Raw genomic sequence first — 22,706 nt, 5'->3', positions numbered from 1 at the left:
TGGCCGTTCAGGCGTTGCTGCGCAGGCTCTGTTCGTGTCGCACGCGCGCTTCTTCATCGAGACGCGTGTCTTCGAGTTCCTGCAGCACGGCGTCAAGATCGATCGGAGTCGTGTCCTGTTCGACACGGCCGGTCAATTGCACATCCACGTGTAACGCGCCGCCTTCGAAGAGTGCCCAGATCTCTTTGCCATAGCTCGCGTCGAGCAGATGCGGCGCGAAGCGGCCGAAGTACGACGCGAGATTGTCCACGTCACGCTCGAGCATGGCGGGGGCTTCGAGATTGCCGGCGGCGTCGACGGCCTGCGGCAGATCGATGATTACGGGACCGTCCGCAGCCAGAAGAATGTTGTACTCCGAAAGATCGCCGTGAATCACCCCGGCGCAGAGCATCCGCACCACCTGGTTGAGCAGCAGCGCGTGCAGTTCAACAGCACGAGCCTCGCTCATGTCGACATCGTTCAGGCGCGGCGCGACATTGCCGTCCGCGTCCGCGACCAGTTCCATCAACAGCACACCGTCCGTGCAGATATACGGTTGCGGCACGCGCACGCCGGCATTCGCGAGGCGAAACAGCGCATCGACTTCGGCGTTCTGCCACAACTGTTCCTGGACTTCGCGGCCATAGCGGCTGCCTTTTTCAAGGGCGCGTGCTTCGCGGCTGTTCTTGACCTTGCGTCCTTCACGATACGACGCTGCCTGACGGAAGCTGCGTTGTTTGGCGTCCTTGTAGACCTTCGCGCACCGCGTCGAGTCGCCGCTGCGCACCACGTAGACGGTGGCTTCCTTGCCGCTCATCAACTGGCTGATGACTTCGTCGATCAGGCCCTCTTCGACAAGCGGGAGCAAACGTTTAGGTGTTTTCATGCGGCCACCACCGGGTGCGGGCACAGGCGGCGGAGCGTAGCAGGCGGTTGGATAGCGAATCGCGCAAGGGCGGCGGGCTGCGAATGGGCAGCGTGGGGCAGAAATTGAGTCATGCCGGATTATAAGGGGTCCACGACAATTGGCAGAATTCGCGGCCGCTTCGCGTTCAACTCAGCGGCGGCTTGGTGCGTTTGCTCGCAAATATAAGCAGAAAACTTCGCGCAAACGATTGCCATTTTGAGGCGAGAGCGGCTCCACATCTAGGTTTGCGGGCTTTCCCTAGATTTAAAAGCACGGTCGATCCTTTAGACTCTTTGAAACATTTTGTTACGGGGTGAAGGATGCTAACCGCTTTCTTTATTGCGTGCCCGCTTGCTATAGCCGCGCTGTTCGGCTTTGCCCGCCTTGTCGATCCGCGCACGGGGCAACTCAAGCGGTAAAGCCGTCGCCTCGATGGTTGGGGGGCCGGCACGATCAGGGTTTGAAGGCGTTTCATCGATGCCGACGCCGCAGACCGAATGAAGCTCAAGCGGGCTTTCCATCTGCTTTCAGCGCGTTCGTGCAGACCATCGCATCCGTCGACGGCATTTTTCAGGGCTGTGCAGAAGTTTCAGTGGTTGCTGACTGTTTGTTCGGCGTTTCAGTCCTTACGGGCCACGCCCGCTCACACGGGGTTTTTCGCCGCTCTGCTTGTCTGCCTGGCGTGTATCGCCATCTCAGCCCATTAGCAATTGAGCCTTGCGCTTAAGTGCCCACTCGCGGCAGGATGCGGAATTCCCCAACATCTGATGGCACCGCAACCGCGCATGCAAGCACGACTAGAAAAATTAGCCTCACGTTTTAGCTTGTTGAAAGCTGTTCTTCCACTGAGTCGCGCCGCTGCACTGCGCGACGGTATCGCCGGCGTCATGCTGGCGTCGATGGACATCCCGCAGGTGCTCGGTTACGCGCGCATTGCCGGCATGCCTGCCGTGACCGGACTTTATACGGTATTCCTGCCGTTGGTGGCGTTTGCCTTCTTCGGCGCATCGCGCCATCTGGTGGTTGCTGCCGATTCGGCAACGGCCACGATTTTTGCCAGCAAGCTCTCTACGATGGCTCCGATCGGGAGCGGCGAATATATCGCGCTCGCGGGCATGGTCGCGCTGCTCACCGCCGTACTGCTGCTGACCGCGCGTATATTCAAGCTGGGGTTTCTCGCGGACTTCCTGTCGCGCACCGTGCTGGTGGGTTTTCTCGCGGGCGTTGGCGTGCAGGTGGGCATTGCGATGCTGGGCGACATGCTGGGGATCGCGACGACCTCACCGCGCAGTCTCGACCAGTTAGCGCAGGTTGCCGCTCACCTTGGGCACGCGAACGTGCCGACGTTCGCGATTTCGTTCGTGGTGGTGGCGGCGATTCTGCTGGCCAAGCGCTTTTCGCCGCGCTTGCCGGTGCCGCTGCTGGCGGTGGTGGGCGGCATCGCGGCCAGCAACGTCTATCACTTCGCCGAGCACGGCATTGCGATTCTCGGACCGGTTGCCGGGGGTCTGCCGCCGTTTCGGCTGCCTGCTGCGAGCTGGCGGCAACTGCTGGATCTGATACCGGTCGCCGCTTCCTGCTTCGTGATGATCGTCGCGCAGAGCGCGGCGGCGGGGCGGGTCTTTGCGCAACGCTATCACGAGGACGTCGACCTGAACGCGGACATTCTGGGTCTGGCTGCGGCCAACACGGCGTCGGCGTTTACGGGAGCATTCGTCGTCAATGGCAGCCCGACCCAGACCGCGATGGCTGATCGCGCCGGCTCGCGCAGTCAGTTCGCACAAGTGGTGTTTGCGGCGGTGGTCGTGGTGGTGCTGCTGTTTTTCAGCAAGTTTTTGCAATACCTGCCGCACTGCGTGCTGGCGGGGATCGTGTTTACGATCGCGATCGGCCTGATCAATGTGCAAAGCCTGCTTGAGATTCGAGGCGAAAGCCCGGGCGAATTCACGCTGGCTGTGTTCACCGCGATCGCGGTCGTGGTGCTCGGGGTCGAGCATGGGATCCTGATCGCTGTCGCGCTGTCGCTGCTACGTCATGTCCGCCATAGCTACCGGCCGCACACCATGTTGCTCAGACCCGGTTCCGATGGACGCTGGCAGCCGGCCCCGTCGCAGCCAGGCACACAGACCGCGCCAGGGCTGATCGTCTATCGCTTCGGTGCGGATCTGTTCTATGCCAACGACCATTTCTTCGTCGAAGAAGTACGTATGGTGATCGACAAAGCGCCAGACAAGGTGCGCTGGTTCGTCGTAGATGCAAGCGCGATTACGGACCTGGATTATTCCGCGGCACGCTCGCTGGCCGATTTGTTCGAGTCCCTGAGACAGCAGAATGTCGAGGTGATATTTGCGCGCGTGAATCGCTATCTGCGTGCTGACATGGATCGTCATTGCATTACCGAAATCGTCAAGGCGTCATGCATTTTTAGCACGATGCACGAGGCGCTGGCAGCAGTGGGCGTCGCCGGAGATTCGCGGGCGCAGGGCGTGATGTAACGTTCACGCGTTTGCGCTTCGCGCTGACCTGCTCGCCTAGGACTTCTGATCGTCGGTCTGATCCTGCCGCGTTTCGAAGAACAGGAAATGGCCCGCCAGGAAGCATGCAGCCGCGACCGCCGTGCAAAGAACCGCTACGGTATACGCGAGAGGTTTGCCGTGCCAGAGGCTATCGAACCATTGATGAAACTCGGCGAGCACGACCTCGCCGGTGCCGCCGATCATCTCCAGTTGTTGCTGGTACTGCGGGCTGTTGGCTATGCCGTAGAACTGCGCGGCGCTGTCCGGCGCGGGCGCCGTGGCGTAAATAATCACGGCACTGATCAGGCCCGCGATCAAAAAGAAAGCGCTCGCCAGATACAGGCGAGCCTGCAACGAACCACGCCGTACCGGCATGACGGGCCTGTCTTTAGCGCTCATCAGGTTCGCGAGGTCAGCAGCTTGAGGCCAGCCACGCTGAACACGACCGCCAGTGAGCCGTCCAGCCAGCGGCGGATAGAGCCGTACACGCGGCGCGCAGTCGCGGTGGAAAACAGCACGGCATAGCTGCTGAACACGAACACGCCGATCCCCATGCAGCCGAGTACGACAGTTAGCGTGTGTGTAGCGGTGCCGCCTGACGCAGGTACTGCGAGCGAGACGATGGACAGCCAGACCAGAATCGCCTTGGGGTTGGTGAGATGCAAGAGCAGGCCACGCACGTAGAGGCGTCCGAACGGTTCCGGCGTGCGCGCGATGTCGGTTTCCGGTTTATACGGTGTGAGGGCCGAGCGGGCGGATTTCCATGCGAGCCACAGCAGATAAAGTCCACCGGCGATGCGGATGGCCACCAGTAGTTGCGAATACGTGGCAAGCAGGGCGGACAAACCGAGTGTGGCTAGCAGCGCCCACGAGAAAGAACCGGACATGACGCCGAGCGCAAAGCCGAAAGCGGCCTTGCGGCCTGAACCCATTGCGAGGGACATGATGGCGAGATTGCTCGGACCTGGGCTCGCGCTGCCGACAAAATAGGCGGTATACGCAAGCAGGACGTTGGCCGACAGAAAAGCGCTGGCAGTCATAGGACAGTGGGTTCGATAAAGGGCGTTCGGGGTTCGGGGCTGAGGTGTCAATGACACGTTGGCACGATGGCCGCTTATCCATTGTGCCGGATCGAGAAAGCGTTCTCACAGATACAGTTGGCACGGAACGAAACAGAACAATTGGCCTCCCGTCGTTTCGCGTGTCGTGCCTGCAAATGTCTAGCCCTGCGGAGTCGTGCCACGCATCTGCACAGCACGCAGGAAGTCGAAATCGACACCCTGATCCGCTTGCGTCACGCTCTGCAGGAACAGCTTCAGATAGCCCCGTTCAGCGTGCGGTTCGCTGACCGGCGTTTCCTTGGCACGCTGGGCCAGCACTTCGTCCGGCACGAGCAAAGTGATTTCACGCTGCGAGACGCTCAAGCGAATCTGATCGCCGTTGCGCACATGCGCAAGCGGTCCACCCATGGCAGATTCCGGGGTAACGTGCAGCACAATCGTGCCGAATGCAGTGCCGCTCATGCGGCCATCCGAAATGCGCACCATGTCCTTGACGCCATTGCGGGCGAGCTTCTTCGGAATCGGGATATAGCCCGCTTCCGGCATGCCAGGGGCACCCTTGGGGCCGATGTTCTTCAGCACGAGTATGTCGTCGGCGTTGACGTCCAGTTCGTCGGCATCGATGCGACGCGCGAGGTCTTCTGCGTTCTCGAACACCACGGCACGTCCAGTATGTTCCATCAGCTTTGCATCCGCTGCGGACTGCTTGATAATCGCGCCTCGCGGTGCGAGATTGCCGCGCAGCACGGCGATACCCCCTTGCGGATAGATCGGATTGGCAAACGGGCGCACGACATCCTGATCAAAAGCCGGCGGCGCCTGTTCGAGTTCCTCGCCGAGCGTGCGCCCGGTGACGGTCAATGCATCGAGGTGCAGCAATGGCTTCAACTCACGCAACAGCGTCGCCATGCCGCCTGCCTTGTTGAAATCCTCCATGTAGTGCTGGCCCGATGGCTTCAGATCGAGCAGGACAGGCGTCTCGCGGCCCATGCGGTCGAGCGCCTGCAAATCGACTTCGTAGCCAAGGCGTCCCGCGATCGCAGTCAAATGCACGATGCCGTTGGTCGAGCCGCCAATCGCGAGCAGCACACGCATCGCATTCTCGAATGCCTTGGCGGTGAGCACCTGATCGATGGTGAGACGGCTGCGCGCCATCTGCACGGCTTGCGTGCCGGTCAGTTCGGCAATGCGCATGCGCTGCGCAGTGACGGCCGGTGGTGACGCTCCGCCGGGCACGGTCATGCCGAGTGCTTCGGCGATGCACGCCATCGTGCTCGCAGTGCCCATCACCGAGCAGGTGCCGACGCTCGCTACCAGTTGATCGTTGACGGCGGCGACTTCGTGTTCGTCGATGTCATCCGCGCGAAAACGTGCCCAGTAGCGGCGGCAATCGGTGCATGCGCCCACCCGTTCCGCACGATGCGAACCGGTCAGCATCGAGCCGGTAATCAACTGGATGGCCGGGATGCCGGCCGACGCTGCGCCCATTAATTGGGCCGGCACAGTCTTGTCGCAGCCGCCGATCAGCACGACCGCATCCATGGGTTGGGCGCGAATCATCTCCTCGGTGTCGATCGACATCAGATTGCGCAGATACATGCTAGTGGGTTGCGAGAACGACTCGTGGATCGAGATGGTGGGGAAGTCCATCGGCAATCCGCCCGCCAGCATGATGCCGCGCCGTAGCGCCTCGATCAGTTGCGGCGCGTTGCCATGACACGGGTTGTACGCGCTGCCAGTATTGACGATGCCGATCACCGGGCGGTCTAGCGCCGCGTCCGTGTAGCCGGCGCCCTTGATGAACGCCTTGCGCAGGAACAGTGAGAAGCCACTGTCGCCGTAATGGGTCAATCCCTTACGCAAACCGGTAGGGGCGTCGCCGGAGGAGGGAGCGGTAGGCTTGTCGTTCATGTCGGGCGGTTCCTTGTGTCATCCGTTGTAATACGTTGTGCTGTGGAATGGGTAGAAACCCGGTGCGTTTTGTGAGGCAAACCGGCTATGCTTACGCCGCCATTTTTCTGGCCGATTCGGTACCAGTTTTGATGGCTGGAAGCCTCACCAGCATTGCATGTGGGCCCGTCTGAGCTTACATTGAGCTTCCTGACAGCTTTGCCATTTTGGCGCCATGCAGCCGTTGGTGCCTACGCTCTAGCATAGGCGCTGAATTACCGTGGGACGCGTTTCGCTTTCGCAAGCGGGCGTATTCACCCGGCCGCTGGTTTTGGCATTGCGTCCGCTAGCGTTGCGCAGCACGCCGACTATCCGCTTCGTGGCTCGCGTCGTTATTTCCGGCGCCGGCGCGTCATCGTGGATCGGGCGCGAACGTAGCGCTGATGTTGAGCCACGGCGGCTTCTTCTCCTTTCCTGCATTCTTTCGGGCGCGTTTCAATGTGGATTGTCAACGTTGCGCTAAAGCGGCCATACACGTTCATCGTGATGGCCATCCTGATCCTGCTGGCGACGCCGTTTGTACTGCTCACCACGCCGGTCGACGTGTTGCCGGAAATCAACATTCCGGTGGTCAGCATCATCTGGAGTTACACGGGTCTGTCGGCCGAGGATATGGCCAACCGGATCACTTCGGTCAATGAGCGCAGCCTGACCACCACCGTCAACGACATCGAGCATATCGAGTCGCAGTCGCTTCCTGGCATTACGGTCATCAAGCTGTTTTTGCAGCCTACCGCGAACATCCAGACTGCGATTGCGCAGACTGTCGCGATCGAACAGGCGCAGCTCAAGCAGATGCCGCCCGGTGCGACACCGCCGCTGGTGATCAGCTACTCCGCTTCCAGTATTCCGGTGATCCAGTTGGGGCTCTCCAGTGCCAGCGAGTCCGAGCAGCAGTTGAACGACACGGCGCTCAACTTCCTGCGTCCGCAACTGGTGACCATTCCGGGTGCGGCTGTGCCTTATCCATACGGCGGCAAGACGCGCCTGATCTCGGTTGACCTCGACACGCGCGCCTTGCTGGCCAAGGGTCTTACGCCAAGCGACGTGGTTAACGCCTTCGACGCGCAGAACCTGATTTTGCCGACCGGCACGGCCAAGATCGGCATGAAGGAATTCACCGTCAGCATGAATGGCTCGCCCGCGACGGTGGCGGCTCTCAATGAAATTCCGGTGCGCACAATTAACGGGGCGACCACTTACCTGCGGGAGGTCGCGCACGTGCGCGACGGCTTCTCGCCCCAGACCAATGTGGTGCGTGAGAACGGTCACCGCGGCGTGCTGATGTCGGTCCTCAAAACCGGCAGTTCCTCGACGCTCGCAATCGTCACCGCGCTGCATGATCTGTTGCCGACGGTGCGCGCATCGTTGCCGCGGGACATCAGCATAACCGCGCTCTTCGATCAGTCGATCTTCGTGAAAGCGGCGGTGCAGGGCGTGATTCGCGAGGCACTGATCGCGGCGGCGCTGACGGCGGCGATGATCCTGCTGTTTCTCGGCAACTGGCGCAGCACCTGCATTATCGCGGTGTCGATCCCGCTGTCCATTCTGACCTCGCTGATTGCGTTGCACGCCCTGGGTCAGACCATCAACATCATGACGCTGGGCGGCCTCGCGCTCGCGGTGGGGATTCTGGTGGACGATGCAACGGTGACGATCGAAAACATCGAGCGACACTTGCATATGGGCACCGATCTGCACGAGGCGATTCTGGAGGGTGCCGGTGAAATCGCGGTGCCGGCGCTCGTTTCGACGCTGTGTATCTGTATTGTGTTCGTGCCGATGTTCTTCCTGACCGGCGTGGCGAAATTCCTGTTCGTGCCGCTCGCCGAGGCCGTGGTGTTCGCGATGCTGGCGTCTTATGTGCTATCCCGTACGCTGGTGCCGACGCTCGCGATGTTGCTGATGGGCCACGCGCACAAGCCGAAGGACGGCAGTAAGCCGAATCTGTTCATGCGGCTCTATCACCGTTTCGACGCGGGATTCGAGCGCATGCGGGCGGCTTACATTGTGATCCTGAGCAGCGTGCTGGTGCGCCGGGGCAGGTTTGGTGGCATCTTCCTTGGCTTCTGCGTACTCTCGATGGGCCTCGTGTTTGTGCTTGGCGAAGACTTTTTCCCGACCGTCGATGCGGGCGATATCCGCTTGCATATGCGCGCGCCCACCGGTACACGGATCGAAGAAACCGCACGTCTTGCCGACGAAGTGGAACAGGTCATACGACAGGTCGTGCCGCCCAAGGAGCTAAAGACGATCCTCGACAACCTTGGCTTGCCGTATAGCGGTATTAACCTCTCCTATAGCAACTCGGGCACGATCGGCACGCTGGACGGTGAAATTCAGGTCGCGCTTAACGAAGATCACAAACCCACGCAACGTTACATCGACAAGCTGCGCGCGGTCTTGCCGCAACGCTTTCCGGGCGTGGAGTTTTTCTTCCAGCCGGCTGACATCGTCACGCAGATTCTCAACTTCGGCTTGCCCGCAGCCATCGACGTCCAGATTGTCGGGGCCGATCAGCAAGGCAATTTCGACGTGGCGCGCAAGCTATACAAGCAGATTCGGGTCATCCCGGGCACGGTGGATACCCACATCCAGCAAAAGCTCGACGAACCCGTGATCAATCTTCAGATGGATCGGACCCGCTTGCAGCAACTGAACCTCACGGCGAGCAATGTGGCGCAGAACGTGCTCATATCGCTGTCGGGCAGCTTTCAGACGGCGCCAAGCTTCTGGTTCAACAATAAAAATGGGGTTGAATACACCGTGGCGGTGCAAACGCCGCAGTACGAAATATCGTCGATGGATCAACTGTTGCGCACGCCGGTGTCGGCCACTGCCAACGGGCCGACGCAGTTGCTGGGCAATCTCGTGCAGGTATCGCCCGCGAGCCAGTTTGCCGTCGTGACGCACTACAACATCCGGCCCGTGATCGACCTGTTTGTGAGCGTGGAGGGGAGCGATCTGGGGACAGTCGCGAGGCAGGTGAACAAGTTGGTGGATGACGCGCGCAAGTCGTTACCGCGCGGCAGTCAGATCGTGGTGCGCGGCCAGGTGCAAACCATGGCGAGTTCCTATTTCGGTCTGGGTGTCGGCGTGGCGATGGCCATCGTGCTGGTGTATCTGCTCATCGTGGTCAATTTCCAGTCATGGGTTGATCCGCTCATCATCATTAGCGCGTTGCCGGCGGCGTTGGCGGGCATTGTGTGGATGCTGTTCCTCACGGGCACTCACCTGAGCGTGCCGGCACTGACCGGCGCCATCATGACGATGGGTGTGGCGACGGCGAACAGTATTCTGATGGTGTCGTTCGCGCGGCAGCGGCTCTCTGCCGGGATGCCGCCGCTGACCGCAGCGCTCGAAGCGGGCGCAAGCCGGATTCGCCCGGTGCTGATGACCGCATTGGCGATGATTATCGGCATGGTTCCGATGGCGCTGGGTCTGGGCGAAGGCGCCGAGCAAAACGCGCCACTGGGCCGCGCGGTGATCGGCGGCCTGTTGTTCGCAACGGTTTCAACGCTCTTTTTTGTGCCGCTGGTATTTGCGGCGATCCATACGCGCCTCGCCCGACATAACGGCAACACGCACGACGGCACGCATGGAGATCAGGGTCCGGACCACGGCGGCAGCGCCGGTGATGGTAATGGCAAGCACGCGTAAAGTTAAATGACGGCTGACTGAAATGACTGAAAAAACTCATGCTTCGCTAGCGATTCCCGCACGGCAAACCGAGGAGGGACACGCGCTGCCACCCCGTGGTCGCGAGTGGAAACGCGCCAAGATTGCCGTCTGGATTGTCCTGGCACTCCTTGCGATCGGTGCCTTACGCACGGTGGTGGCGAACATTCTGCAAAACCGCACGGTCGAGCAGACCACCCAGCAAAATGCAGTGGAATACGTCAACGTCGTGACGCCCAAGCAGGCCGACGGCAGTGGCAACACGCTGCTGCCAGGTACGTTGCGCGGCTACGTCGAATCGCCTGTCTATGCGCGTGCAACCGGTTATCTGCTGCACTGGTATGTGGATATCGGCGCACGGGTGAAGCAGGGACAATTGCTCGCCGATCTGGATACGCCGGAAGTCGATCAGGAACTGGCGCAAGCCGTCGCGCAACGCGATCAGACTACATCGAGCCTCGTGCTTGCAAAGAGTTCGTATGAACGCTGGCAGCAATTGCGCCAACGTGATGCAGTTTCGCAACAGGAGCTCGACGAACGGCAGAGCACGTACAACCAGGACGTGGCAAATCTCGCCGCCGCCGATGCGAATGTACAGCGCCTGCGTCAACTCGAATCGTTCAAACGCATCGTCGCGCCGTTCACGGGTGTGATTACGCAGCGCAACATCGACGTGGGCGATCTGATTGACGCGGGCAGCGGGACGAGTCGCGCGCTCTTTGCGCTGGCGCAGGCCGATCCGTTGCGCGTTTACGTGCAACTGCCGCAGGCGTATGCGGAGAATGTTTCGGTCGGCAAGGACGTAGTGGTGACCCAGGCTGAACTGCCGGGCAAGCAGTTCCACGGCACCATCACGCATATCGCCGGTGCGATCGATGTGCCGACGCGTTCGTTGCAGATTGAAGTGCGTCTGCCGAATCCAGATGGCGTGCTGCGTCCGGGCGCGTATGTGCAGGTGGCCGTGCCGGCCGCTGCGCATTCAGACATCATGGTGCCGGGTAACGCGCTGCTGTTCCGTGCGGAAGGACCGCGTATGGCGGTGGTCGATGCCAATGGCGTGGTGCATCTGCGCAAGGTGGTGATCGCGCAGGATCTGGGTCAAACGCTTGAAATCGAAAGCGGTATCGAGCCGAACGACAAGATCATTATCAACCCGAGCGATTCCGTCGCGGACGGCGATCACGTGAAGATTGCGCCGCCGTCGAAGAACACCAAGGAGGCGTCGTGAAGCGTTTGCGCCCTCTTGCTGCAAGGCCGGGTTGCATGGCGGCGGCCGTCGGCGCCGCGCTGCTCGCAGCCTGCACGGTGGGCCCGGATTACCAGCAGCCTCATGTCGATTCGCCGCCCGAGTGGCAGACCGATTCGTACTGGCACGTGGCCGAGCCTTCGCATGCGCCGATGGATCTGAACTGGTGGACGAGCTTCACAGACCCGACGCTCAATACGCTAGAGACGCAGGCGCTGGACCAGAACCAGACGCTCGCTGCGGCGGTCGCGCACTACGAGCAGGCCAGGGCGACGCTGGCGAATACGTCGGCGCAACAGATTCCTGAAGTCGATCTGGGTGGCACTGCAGAGCGTCTGAAAATTTCGAAGAACCGGCCGCTCACCACCTATACGACGCCGAACTCGTCGACGGTGCAGAACGGCATCATTGTCGGTCCTAGCATCAACTGGGACACCGATCTGTTCGGCAGGATTCGCCGTGAAGTGGAAGGGGCGAAGGCGTCGGCGGAGCAGTCCGGCGACGATCTGGCCAACGCCCGTCTCGTACTGACGACGGATCTGGCCACTGACTATTATTCGCTGCGCGAACTCGATGCCGAGATCGACGTGTTGAACCGCTCGGTGATCCTGCAGAAGAAGGCGCTGGATTACGTAAACTCGGAACACGAACTGGGTGCGGTATCCGGGCTCGATGTGCTGCAACAGCAATCGGAACTCGATTCGACCAAGGTCCAGGCGCAGCTTCTGCTGGTGCAGCGGGCCAACGAGGAGCATGCGATCGCCGCGCTGATTGGCGTGCCGGCGCCGCAATTCTCGATTGAGCCGAAGGTGATCGACACCAAGGTGCCCACTATTCCGCTTGGCGTGCCGAGCGATGTGCTGCAGCGTCGTCCCGACGTGGCCTCCGCCGAGCGCTCAATGGCCGCTGCGAATGCGCAGATTGGTGTGGCGAAAGCCGCGTTCTTCCCGACCCTCACGCTCACGCCGAGCATTGGCTGGCAGAGCACGAATTTCGCGGATCTGTTGAGCGCGCCGAGCCTGATGTGGACGCTTGGTGCGGCGGTGGGTCAGGTGGTGTTCGATGGCGGACGCCGCTCGGCGAACGTCAAGTTCGCGAGCGAAGGCTATCAGGTGGCCGAGGCGAACTACCGGCAGACCGTGCTCAACGCTTTCCAGCAGGTCCAGGACGGCGTCACCGGATTGTCGGTGCTGGATGGTGCGTCGAATCAGTCGCATGAGGCCGTCAACGATGCGCAGCGTCTGCTGTCGCTCGCCAACGATCGCTATTCCGGTGGTCTGGTCGCTTACCTCGATGTGATCACGGCACAGCAGTCGCTGCTGACCAGCGAGCGCACTGATGTGCAGATTCACGGGCAGCAGATGACCTTGTCAGTGTCGCTGGTCAAGGCGCTGGGCGGTGGTTGGGACGTCAGCACGCCAGCCGCCGCAGCAAGCGGTGCAAGCGGTGCAGCCGCTGTAGTTGGGCAGCAGGCAATGAACCACCCAAACTGACTTCATCCTGAGGAGCGACGTGCATTGCCGGGTGCCGCCGTGACGGCTGAAAAATGGGGCGTTTCGTATAATGTAAGGAATCAGGGGGCGTGAATGAAACTGCTCATCGTCGAAGATGAACACAAGGTCGTAGACTATCTGCGCTCGGGGCTCACGGAGCAGGGCTGGGTGGTCGACATCGCGCTCGACGGCGAGGAGGGCATGCATCTGGCCACGGAGTTCGACTATGACGTGATCGTGCTCGACGTGATGTTGCCCAAACGCGATGGCTTCAGCGTGCTGAAGGCGTTGCGCATGCGCAAGTCGACGCCCGTGATAATGCTCACCGCGCGCGATCACGTGAACGATCGCGTGCGCGGCCTGCGCGAAGGCGCGGACGACTACCTCACCAAGCCGTTTTCGTTTCTCGAACTGGTTGAACGTTTGCATGCTCTGGCGCGCCGCACGCGTTCGCAGGAATCGACGCTGATTTCGGTTGGTGATCTGTTTGTCGATCTGATCGGCCGGCGCGCGACGCGCGACGGCATACGTCTCGATCTGACCGCCAAGGAATTCCAGTTGTTAAGCGTGCTGGCGCGGCGCCAGGGCGACATCCTGTCGAAGACGGCGATTACCGAACTGGTCTGGGACGTCAACTTCGACAGCCATACGAACGTGGTCGAGACCGCCATCAAGCGGTTGCGCGCCAAGCTGGACGGCCCGTTTCGCACCAAGCTGCTGCACACTGTGCGCGGCATGGGCTATGTGCTCGAAGTCAGGGAGGAGGCGGAACTGTCATGAACCCCTCAATTGCTCGCCGACTCGCGATGATGTTTGCGCTCGTCGCGTTGTCGGTATTTACGCTGGTCGGCTCGGGGCTTTTCTTTGTCCTGCGCACGCAACTCGATCATCATTTGCGCGAGTCGCTCGATGACCGCATGGAGATCGCGAAGATCATCGTGTATCACTCGGTCACGCCGGAAAAATGGCGCATGGCACGCGAGAAGCTGACCGACATGACGCCGCGCGACGGCACCACCGCATACTCGGTGTGGAGCACCGACCCTTCGTTCCATTACGGCCAGACGGTGCAGGGCAGGATCAAGGATAGCTGGCCGGGCGGTTATACCCGTGTTCAGCCGCCTGGCGGCGGCCCGGACATGCTGACTGGCAGCGTGGCGATTCCGGCAAGCGGTGCCCGCCCGCCCGTGCAATTGCAGGTGGCCGCCAGCTATCAGCCGAACGTGCGTACGATGCGGGCCTTTGGCGCGGCGTTGGCCGCGCTGTCGGCATTGGGCAGTCTTGCCGTGCTGCTGCTGAGCTATTCGGTCACGCGTATTGGACTGGCGCCGCTACGCAGGTTGACCAAGGATGCGTCCGAAGTCAGTCCGAACAATCGCTCGCAACGGCTGAATACGGCGTCGTTGCCGCTTGAACTGAACGATCTTGCGCATTCCTTCAACGGTGCACTTGAACGGCTCGACGGCGCGTATGGCCGGCTGGAATCGTTTAACGCTGACGTTGCACACGAACTGCGTACACCGGTAACGATCCTGATTGGGCAGACCGAGGTGGCGTTGACGCGCAATCGTTCGGTCGACGATCTGCGTCATACGCTGCAATCGAATCTGGAAGAATTCGAGCGCATGCGTACGATCATCAACGACATGCTATTCCTCGCGCGTGCCGATCAGGGCGAGCGGGCAACTGGCCTGGTTGAAGTGTCGCTCGCAACGGAAGTGGCCCGGACGCTGGATTTCCTCGAAATTCCGTTTGACGAGGCCCGCGTGCGTGCGGTTTCGCGTGGCGATGCGACGGCGCTGGTGAACCGCTCGCTGTTTGGCCGGGCGTGTACCAATCTGCTGATGAACGCGATCCAGCACTGCGCGCATGGGGACACCGTGATGGTGTCGATCTCGCGTGAAGGGGAGCAGGTGCGCATCGCGGTGGCCAACCCGGGTGAGGCAATCGACCCGTCAACGCTCGATCATCTGTTCGACCGTTTTTACCGCGCTGAGGTGTCGCGTACCAACAGTCGTGAGAATCACGGGCTTGGTTTGGCAATCGTCAAGGCGATTGCCGAGATGCACCGTGGCACGGTGTCAGTCGAAAGCGAGAACGGGATCAACACGTTTGCGTTTTCAGTGGATGCGTCGCGGGTCGACGCACTGGGAGCGCGGCCACCCGCAGTGCCGGCTGAGATCAACTCAGCGGCCGAACCGTCGCAGGCGCGGCGAGTAGCGATGTAAGGGTGGGCGCCACTCAGGCAGGCGCCGTTCCCAAGACTCAATGCAGCCGCAAGACACACAGCCACGCCGCAGCCTCAACGCGCACGCCGCTCGCGCGTGGCTTTCGCGAGCGTCTCCAGCACCGGCTCCGTTTGCGCCCAACTGATGCACGCATCGGTAATCGACACACCCCGGCGCAGCGGCACGTCCGGCTTCAAATCCTGCCGCCCTTCCTCCAGATGACTCTCGATCATCACGCCCATGATGCGGCGCTCGCCCTGCGAAAGCTGCTGGGCCAGGTTCTGCGCGACATCGATCTGGCGCAGATGTGACTTGTTCGAATTCGCGTGCGAGCAGTCCACCATTACCTGCTCGCGCAGCCCAGCGGCCCTCAACACAGCGCAACTCGACTCGACCGAAGCGCTATCGTAATTCGGCCCCGTCTTGCCGCCGCGCAGAATCACATGCGCATCGTCGTTGCCGCGCGTTTCGAAGATTGCCGCCATGCCCATCTTGGTCATGCCCATGAACGCGTGGCTGGCCGCGGCCGCGACGATCGCGTCCGCCGCGATCTGCACGCCGCCGTCAGTGCCATTCTTGAAGCCGATCGGGCAACTGAGGCCGGAAGCCAGTTGACGATGGCTCTGGCTCTCGGTAGTACGCGCGCCGATCGCTCCCCACGCCACCAGGTCCGCGATGTATTGCGGGCTCAGCAGGTCGAGGAATTCTGTCGCGGTGGGCAAACCGAGTTCGCTGATTTCCAGCAGCAACTGGCGGGCGCGCCGCAAGCCTTCATTGATGCGGAAACTGCCATCTAGTCGCGGGTCGTTGATATAACCCTTCCAGCCGACGGTGGTGCGCGGCTTTTCGAAGTACACGCGCATGACGATCAGCAGGTCTTCCTGCAGCGCATCGGCGGCGCGCTTCAGATGCTGCGCGTAGTCGAGCGCCTGATCGTGGTCGTGGATCGAGCAGGGTCCAACGACGATCACGAGGCGGTCGTCGCGACCGTGCAGGATATTGGCGATAGCCGTGCGGCTTTGTTCCACCAGCGTCTGCACAGTGGGCGGTACGGGTAGCTCGTCCTGCAGCAGCGCGGGCGAGATGAGGGGACGCACCGCGCCGATCCGCGTGTCGTCGATGCGGGTCGTGTCCTGGGTCGCGTCGGCGATGCCCACTTCCCGGTCATGTAAAGGATTGTCAATAGCGCTCAAAGTGCTCTCCTAAGTCTGCTAAGTCTGCAATTGCAGCCCAGATTATGGCACTCAGGCGCCCGGAGAGAGTCAATTAGCGGCCATGCCACCCGTAGTACCCGCCAAATCCGACGGCGACGCTCGGCGCGGCGTAATAGGCTGGCGCGTAGCCGTAGGCCGGAGCGGGGGCATAACCGTACGGCGGAGCGACGATGCAGCCGGTCAGGCCGAAGCCCAATGCCACAGTGATAAGAAGTTTTAGCATGCTCTTTCTCGCAGTGCGGATGATCGTGTAGACAGAGGAAACCCGTGCCCTCTGCGGCGCGTAACTGCTCGCCCTTGAGGGCGTCGGGCGGTGCGCTCCAGAAGGCAAATGGAGTGTAGGGCTCGCGCTTCTGCCAAAGGGTTTCGGCCTTACTTACAGGTGTTACGCGCTATGACGCGGCGCGCCGTGGCGCTGTGGATGGCGGCGTTGACAAGTCCGGGCTGCGATGGGCTTCCGGAAGCGACGGCCAGCCCGTTTGCCACCGAAGGCATGCAGCCGGCGCGTAATGCGGCCTACGTTTTGATACAACTTGGAGCGGTCATGCTCGGTCACGGCAAGATTGAGTACGCACGAGGCACGCTCAGGCATGCGGAGGTTCGTGGCATGCCGCCACATCGCCGTCAGTGGTCTTTTTTGAAAACGTATGCTTGGCGCGGAGAGTTGGCCAGAATGTCGGGCTCGGAGGGTGGCGTTCTGCATGCCCTGGCTGCTATGGTTCTGGCGTGATGCGTGGGCGGAGAAAAAAACACATGAAAAATCTGGCGAAAGCGCTGTTCGGCGGTGGTAGCGGAACAATGCGGCACAAGATCGGCAGTCTTTATGCGGCGCTACTGGTGTTTAACGTAGCCGCGTGGGCCTGGGCCTTCGTGGCGTTTCACCACTATCCGCTGCTGATGGGCACAAGCCTGCTGGCTTACTCGTTCGGTCTGCGGCACGCGGTCGACGCGGACCACATCGCCGCCATCGACAACGTGACCCGCAAGCTGATGCAGGCTGGCAAACGGCCCATCACAGTCGGGCTGATGTTTTCGCTCGGCCATTCCACGATTGTCGTGCTGGCCTCGGCGGGCATTGCTGCGACCGCGCTGGCGCTGCAAAGCCGGATGGATGGCTTGAAGGAAATCGGCGGCCTGATCGGCACCTTGGTCTCGACCTTCTTCCTGTTTGCGATCGCGCTGATGAATTTGGTGATCCTGCGTTCGGTGATCCGCGCGTTTGCCCGTGTGCGGCGCGGCGAGCCCTACGAGGAAGAGGATCTCGACCTGTTGCTGGCCAACCGTGGCCTTCTCGCGCGTATCTTCCGCCCGCTGTTCAGTCTGATCACCAAAGGCTGGCACATGTATTTTCTGGGCTTCCTGTTCGGTCTCGGCTTCGACACCGCAACGGAAATCGGGTTGCTCGGCATTTCTGCGGCAAGCGCGGCGCAAGGCATGCCAATCTGGTCGATCCTGGTGTTTCCGACGCTCTTCACTGCCGGCATGACGCTGATCGATACCACTGACAGCATCCTGATGCTGGGCGCCTACGGCTGGGCGTTCGTCAAGCCGATCCGCAAGCTCTACTACAACATCACCATCACGACGATTTCAGTGCTGGTGGCGCTGCTGGTTGGCAGCATCGAAGGGCTTGGACTGCTCGCCGACCAGCTGCATCTGGCCGGCGCGTTCTGGGACCTGGTCGGCAGCCTGAACGACAACTTCGGCGTGATCGGCTACGCGATCATTGGCGTGTTTATCGTTAGCTGGTTATTGTCGGCAGCGATCTACCGCTGGAAGCGCTTCGAAGAGGCGGAAGGGCGGGCGGAATCGCTCTAGTTCCGCACGTATTCCTGCATCGGGGCCCCCATCGCATCAATGTGCAACGTGCCGCGAACATGCTCCTCGATCGACCGCCGCGATGCAATTGCGGCCGCCCTGTTTCGCGCGATAAAGCGCCTGGTCAGCGACCTCAATGAACTCCGCCACGCCGCCTTGCGCCGGTTCGAACAGGGCGACGCCAATGCTGACGGTGACGAAGCTGCCGGTCGTGGTCTCATTGCGGATTTTCAGCGTTGCCACGGCTTGCTGCATGGTTAGGGCTACCTGGCGTGCACCGGCTTCATCTGTGGCGGGCAGGATGGCTACGAACTCTTCGCCACCGTAACGGGCCAGCAGATCGCCGCTGCCCGGCAACGCGGATTGCAGCGCGAGCGCAACGGATACGAGACACCGGTCGCCCGCTGGATGGCCATAGCGGTCGTTGAGCATCTTGAAGAAGTCGATATCCACCAGTAGCAGCGCAAGCGGATACTGGTGACGCACCGCACGATTGCATTCCAATGCGAGCGCCTGGTCAAAGCGACGACGATTCGCGGTGTTAGTCAGCGCATCCGTGAGCGCCATCTGCTCGAGCCGATCGCGCGCCTCATGCAATTCGTTTTGCACCCGGATGTAGCGTCCTTGCAGTATGGTTGAGCGGGTTGCGTAGACGACCAGCGCGGTAAATATCCCCACCGTGCCAACCTGAAAGTGGTGATGCATCAGCGAGATGCTCAGCACCAGAAGCGCCACCGTATACAAAATCGGGCTGACGTTCTCGATGATCATCGCAAGCGTCTGCTCGCGCTGCGCGGCTTCGATGTCGACCCGCTTCGGCCAGGGCGCGAGGGCCGCGACGGCGAGGACGAGGAACGGGATGTCCACAAGCACGTCATAGACCGCGTGACCGTCGGAGGTTGCTGCCCAGTTGTTATACACATGGGCTGCGATGCCGTACACCCACAGAAAGCCGGTCAGGATCGCATAGAAACGGCGTTCGCCGCCGCGCGGCTGAACGATCAGTCGCAAGGTCGCCGCTACGGCAAGCAGGAGGTTTTCCGCGTTATAGACGAGCACCAGCGTGGCAGCCGAGATCGGCGCAAGCGGCTCGCCCGCGAACGGCACCACGGAAAAGATGCTGATGTAAGCGAGATAGCCGGTAATGAGCGCCTGGCCTGAGTCCATCCAGACGAAAAAGCGAATGCGCTGCCGGCTCGAAACCGACGAGACAGACGAAACGGCCAGCAGAACCGGTACGCCATAGAGGAAAAACGCGAGGTCGGAAAACCACGCGACGCTCTGTGGCAGGTGCTGGAACAGATCCTCCCAGGCGCTCAGGAAAATGCCGGCAGTCCACAGCATCAATCCGGCAGCGAGCAACATCCACGCCGAACGTAACGCGCGTTCGCCGCGTGCGGCACGCCAACTGCAGGCCGCCACCGCAAGCGCGGGAGCCAGCAGGAGAAAAGGATAGGTGACGAGCGACGCCATTGGCTGAAACGCCGTCATGCAGATCGCGTGCAAAGACGCGAAGGCAACGGCGAACAGCACGAGATAAAGCAGCTTTGGCGGGCGGCGCACCATTTGACCCTGGAGTTGAGAAAGGCGGTGATGCCATCGCAATCGTATCCGCCGATTCAGTGTCGGTGAGACTTGCTCGGACGGGCAATCCGCTTGCCTTATCTACGGCAGTCCGCCCAAAAACTTGAAGTTTGGGACGCAACGACTGAGCCGGTTTGGCGTTACCCGAAAACGATGCATGCGAAACACTGCGTGCGTACTTTGATGGTAGGTGAAAGCGGATTGAAAGTGCGGACCGCCGCCAGTTGATATGCGACATTCAGTACGACTACACTGCATTCATCGGAGGATAGGCGGCTTTTGTCGGGACGTGGTCGATTCTTTGCCGTGTCGTTCGTCGTGTCAGTGGGGGCGGCGAGCCAGCAAGCATGCCAAAGCGTTCTTCTGGAACGCAACTGCATTTGAGCCCCCTTCTTCGCAACCTAAGAGGAGCGACGCATGATTGACTCAGATAGATCAGGCCAGACGTTACAACCGGCGGAGAAACTGGCGCAATCGAGCCGGTGTTTTCCGGGCGAAAGTCCGCAATACCGCAAGGCGCGTAATGCGCTGTTGGCCGAAGAGATCGAACTGCGCCGTCATATCGAGCGGGTGGCTGCGCAGCGGCGCACGCTCCCACCGGGTGGCGTCGTGCCGCAAGACTACCGCTTCGAAGGTGAGCATGGACCCGTGACGCTCGCGCAGATGTTCGGCGAACACGACACCCTCGTGACCTACAACTGGATGTTCGGGCCGCAGCGTGAGCGACCGTGTCCAATGTGTACCTCGCTTCTCAGCGCCTACGATGGCGAGATGGTAGACATCCTGCAACGCGTGGCCTTTGCGGTGATCGCGAGGGCGCCGATCGGACGGCTCGTCGCGTTCAAGAAGGAGCGGGGCTGGCGCTATCTGCGGCTGTATTCGTCGGGCGGCAACAGCTTCAATCGCGATTACGCGGGTGAGGACCCGGAGGGTGACGATACGCCCGCCTTTAACGTCTTCACGCGCAGCGGCGGGATAGTGCACCACTTCTGGGGCGATGAAATGGGCCCGCAGACCGCGGACCCGGGCCAGGACCCGCGTGGCGCGCCGGACCCCATGCCGATCTGGAACATTCTCGACATGACACCTGCCGGCCGCGGCGCGGACTGGCATCCGAAGCTGGAGTACGGTTCGGCGCCGGTTGATGGTGCGGGCAGTGCGGGTGGTTCTTGCGGAGAGTGTGCTGCGGGGCAGTAAGGCGATTGCGGCGGCGGTGGTGGTGCAAGCGGCCCGCGTTGCCCACGCGACGCAGAAGGTGCAAAAGGCGCAGAACTCGCCGTGGGAATGACGCAAGAAATGACTGGTCCGGCAGGCGAGGCGGATCTCGCGTACGATCTTGTCTTCGCGGGGTCTCGCGTCGCAATGCACCGGGCTGCTTCGTGCAGCTTGGGGCCGTTTCATGTCACGCGCCGGGACTCACTCCATTTTTTTCGTTTCCGCTACGGACGGCATCATGTTTCAGGTTTCCCCCGCTTCTTCGTCATTTTCCAAAACGGAGCACTACGAGGAGCTGGTCGCGCAGGCGCGCGCGTTGATCGCAGACGAAACCAGCCTGATCGCGAACGCGGCCAATTTTTCGTCGCTGGTGTTCAACTCGCTGGACGGGCTCAACTGGGCCGGTTTCTACTTTTTTGACGGCGTTGAACTGGTGGTCGGGCCGTTTCAGGGCAAGCCTGCCTGCGTGCGCATTGCACTCGGCAAGGGCGTGTGCGGCACTGCGGCGCAGACAGGTACCACCCAGGTGGTGCGTGACGTGCACGAGTTTCCGGGGCATATCGCCTGCGATTCCGCGTCGCAGTCCGAAATCGTGGTGCCGCTCTTTACCGCCGATGGTTCGCTGATCGGTGTGTGGGACGTGGATAGTCCCAACGTGGCGCGTTTCGACGACGAAGACGCGAAGGGCATGGAAGCGCTGTGCCGGGTGTTCGTCGAACGTCTTGCGCAGACCGGGGCCGCCTGAAGGGCGCGCAGGCTCTTACCGGTTAACACCAGCGAGGACTGGCCAGGACAGACGGTACCGGCCAGTACCCTGCGCCGTCCGCAGCGGCGCCTCCTGCGCTATCACTCGTTTTTCTTCGGCTTCGGCGGCGTCTGCACCTTCGCATACTGGAATTCCGGCGTTGCCTTGAGGGCTTCCTTCGTGGCACCCGGGAGATACAGATTGCCGCCGCGCACATCCAGCGCTGCAATCGGCACTGCCACGTCATGCGTGGCCACGCCGAGGAAGCCGCCCGCTGCGAGGATCGCGGCAGATACCGAGCCATCCGGCGCCACGATCAGGTCGCGAATCGTGCCGACCTTCACATTCTGGTCGTTGTAGACCGCCTTGCCGAGCACGCTCTTCTTGACGCTCCATCCTTCCAGCAGCGCCTGAGATTGCTCGACGGTGACGCTGAGGGGCTGGGTGCCGGCCACCTGGGCGTGTGCGTCGATACATGACGCGAGGGCTACGGCTACCAGAATTGCTTTGTGCAATGCCATATATCGTTGACTCCGTGGTTGGATTCGCGTGATTGGACCCGCCCGCGCTAAAGCAAAGCTGCGTGGGCGCGAGCTAGCCATCATACCTGCCGTCCCCGGGCTATGCATTCTGGTTGCGTCGAGACGAGTGAGTGCGTCGCTGTCTACCGCGACGCCACATGTGCCGGCGCCATTTTTGCCGTCGCATACGTTCGGCCTGCCAGGGACTGCGGGCCTCGTCGCGCACATGGCGCAAATATGTCGCGCGATGTCACGAGCATCCCGCCAGATCGGGATAACGCGCGCCCAGCGGGCGTTCCAGCGTACCCCTCCGTGGTGAAACCGGGCGACATATCTTTGCAATAGTTTAAGAACGACGATCCTTCTATATTCCGTTCGTCGCCACGCAGAAGTGTACAAAGTGGCCCGAAACCGCGAAGGACATACCGTGAAAAATCGTTCGTTTGCCATCTCTCCCGCCGGCGCCTGGCTGGCCTCTCTCGCGAGCGCCGTCAGCGCCCGCATTACCGTGCGCAAGGTGGCGCTCGCGGCGACGACAGCGGTGCTCGTAC

Annotated in this window: 18 protein-coding genes; 9 read left to right on the top strand and 9 right to left on the bottom strand. The window is 61.4% G+C overall.

Annotated elements, in window-relative coordinates; all coding sequences use genetic code 11:
- Window positions 1-7 precede the first annotated feature (7 nt).
- On the bottom strand, window positions 8-865 hold the full coding sequence (locus WCA85_RS08565) for a PA4780 family RIO1-like protein kinase (protein ID WP_424062864.1): 858 nt from the start codon (window positions 863-865) through the stop codon (window positions 8-10).
- 344 nt (window positions 866-1,209) lie between these two features.
- Window positions 1,210-1,407: a hypothetical protein gene (locus WCA85_RS08560; RefSeq protein ID WP_424062862.1), complete on the bottom strand. Its 198-nt coding sequence runs from the start codon at window positions 1,405-1,407 to the stop codon at window positions 1,210-1,212.
- A gap of 264 nt (window positions 1,408-1,671) precedes the next feature.
- Here WCA85_RS08560 and WCA85_RS08555 point away from each other — a divergent pair, with 264 nt between their 5' ends.
- A complete protein-coding gene (locus WCA85_RS08555; RefSeq protein ID WP_424062860.1) occupies window positions 1,672-3,381 on the top strand; it encodes a SulP family inorganic anion transporter in 1,710 nt (569 codons plus the stop codon).
- A gap of 36 nt (window positions 3,382-3,417) precedes the next feature.
- Here the strand turns inward: WCA85_RS08555 and WCA85_RS08550 are convergent, their stop codons facing one another.
- The 3 genes from WCA85_RS08550 to WCA85_RS08540 form a co-directional block, all read right to left on the bottom strand.
- Window positions 3,418-3,801, bottom strand: coding sequence for a hypothetical protein (locus WCA85_RS08550; RefSeq protein ID WP_424062858.1), 384 nt, complete (start codon window positions 3,799-3,801; stop codon window positions 3,418-3,420).
- A complete protein-coding gene (locus tag WCA85_RS08545; RefSeq protein ID WP_424062856.1) occupies window positions 3,801-4,442 on the bottom strand; it encodes a LysE family translocator in 642 nt (213 codons plus the stop codon). The genes WCA85_RS08550 and WCA85_RS08545 overlap by 1 nt, the downstream gene beginning before the upstream one ends.
- A 180-nt stretch (window positions 4,443-4,622) precedes the next feature.
- Complete coding sequence (locus tag WCA85_RS08540) at window positions 4,623-6,374, bottom strand: IlvD/Edd family dehydratase (RefSeq protein ID WP_424062854.1); 1,752 nt, start codon at window positions 6,372-6,374, stop codon at window positions 4,623-4,625.
- A gap of 477 nt (window positions 6,375-6,851) precedes the next feature.
- Here WCA85_RS08540 and WCA85_RS08535 point away from each other — a divergent pair, with 477 nt between their 5' ends.
- The 5 genes from WCA85_RS08535 (at window position 6,852) to WCA85_RS08515 (ending at window position 15,058) form a co-directional block, all read left to right on the top strand.
- Window positions 6,852-10,073 carry an efflux RND transporter permease subunit gene (locus WCA85_RS08535; RefSeq protein ID WP_424062852.1) on the top strand — a complete coding sequence of 1,074 codons (3,222 nt, stop codon included), beginning with the start codon at window positions 6,852-6,854 and terminating at the stop codon, window positions 10,071-10,073.
- Window positions 10,074-10,095: 22 nt separating this feature from the next.
- A complete protein-coding gene (locus tag WCA85_RS08530) occupies window positions 10,096-11,319 on the top strand; it encodes an efflux RND transporter periplasmic adaptor subunit (protein ID WP_424062851.1) in 1,224 nt (407 codons plus the stop codon).
- A 35-nt stretch (window positions 11,320-11,354) separates the two neighbouring features.
- Window positions 11,355-12,830 carry an efflux transporter outer membrane subunit gene (locus WCA85_RS08525; RefSeq protein ID WP_424062886.1) on the top strand — a complete coding sequence of 492 codons (1,476 nt, stop codon included), beginning with the start codon at window positions 11,355-11,357 and terminating at the stop codon, window positions 12,828-12,830.
- A gap of 93 nt (window positions 12,831-12,923) precedes the next feature.
- Entirely contained in the window at window positions 12,924-13,610 is a 687-nt protein-coding gene (locus WCA85_RS08520; protein WP_424062850.1) for a heavy metal response regulator transcription factor, read from the top strand.
- The gene (locus tag WCA85_RS08515; protein ID WP_424062848.1) at window positions 13,607-15,058 is read left to right on the top strand and encodes a heavy metal sensor histidine kinase; all 1,452 of its coding nucleotides are present in this window, start codon (window positions 13,607-13,609) and stop codon (window positions 15,056-15,058) included. Before WCA85_RS08520 ends, WCA85_RS08515 begins: the two co-directional genes overlap by 4 nt.
- A gap of 74 nt (window positions 15,059-15,132) precedes the next feature.
- Here WCA85_RS08515 and WCA85_RS08510 read toward each other — a convergent pair whose 3' ends face one another.
- Window positions 15,133-16,251, bottom strand: coding sequence for a 3-deoxy-7-phosphoheptulonate synthase (locus tag WCA85_RS08510; RefSeq protein WP_424062846.1), 1,119 nt, complete (start codon window positions 16,249-16,251; stop codon window positions 15,133-15,135).
- A 73-nt stretch (window positions 16,252-16,324) separates the two neighbouring features.
- Window positions 16,325-16,495, bottom strand: a complete 171-nt coding sequence (locus WCA85_RS08505) for a hypothetical protein (RefSeq protein ID WP_424062844.1) — start codon at window positions 16,493-16,495, stop codon at window positions 16,325-16,327.
- A gap of 530 nt (window positions 16,496-17,025) precedes the next feature.
- On the opposite strand from WCA85_RS08505, the gene WCA85_RS08500 reads away from it, so the two are divergent.
- The gene (locus tag WCA85_RS08500; protein ID WP_424062842.1) at window positions 17,026-18,090 is read left to right on the top strand and encodes a HoxN/HupN/NixA family nickel/cobalt transporter; all 1,065 of its coding nucleotides are present in this window, start codon (window positions 17,026-17,028) and stop codon (window positions 18,088-18,090) included.
- Between the two features lie 36 nt (window positions 18,091-18,126).
- Here the strand turns inward: WCA85_RS08500 and WCA85_RS08495 are convergent, their stop codons facing one another.
- The gene (locus tag WCA85_RS08495; protein ID WP_424062840.1) at window positions 18,127-19,581 is read right to left on the bottom strand and encodes a GGDEF domain-containing protein; all 1,455 of its coding nucleotides are present in this window, start codon (window positions 19,579-19,581) and stop codon (window positions 18,127-18,129) included.
- Between the two features lie 510 nt (window positions 19,582-20,091).
- Here WCA85_RS08495 and WCA85_RS08490 point away from each other — a divergent pair.
- Both WCA85_RS08490 and WCA85_RS08485 read left to right on the top strand, forming a co-directional pair.
- A complete protein-coding gene (locus WCA85_RS08490) occupies window positions 20,092-20,871 on the top strand; it encodes a DUF899 family protein (protein ID WP_424062838.1) in 780 nt (259 codons plus the stop codon).
- Window positions 20,872-21,127: 256 nt separating this feature from the next.
- Window positions 21,128-21,634 carry a GAF domain-containing protein gene (locus WCA85_RS08485; protein WP_424062836.1) on the top strand — a complete coding sequence of 169 codons (507 nt, stop codon included), beginning with the start codon at window positions 21,128-21,130 and terminating at the stop codon, window positions 21,632-21,634.
- 101 nt (window positions 21,635-21,735) lie between these two features.
- Here WCA85_RS08485 and WCA85_RS08480 read toward each other — a convergent pair whose 3' ends face one another.
- Window positions 21,736-22,155: a PRC-barrel domain-containing protein gene (locus WCA85_RS08480; RefSeq protein WP_424062834.1), complete on the bottom strand. Its 420-nt coding sequence runs from the start codon at window positions 22,153-22,155 to the stop codon at window positions 21,736-21,738.
- Window positions 22,156-22,706 lie beyond the last annotated feature (551 nt).

Origin of the sequence: Paraburkholderia sp., from assembly GCF_049581445.1 — a bacterium.
In the GTDB taxonomy this organism is placed as follows: Bacteria; Pseudomonadota; Gammaproteobacteria; order Burkholderiales; family Burkholderiaceae; genus Paraburkholderia.
The sequence above is the reverse complement of the archived record's forward strand: the minus strand, read 5'-3'. Positions and strand labels throughout refer to the sequence as shown.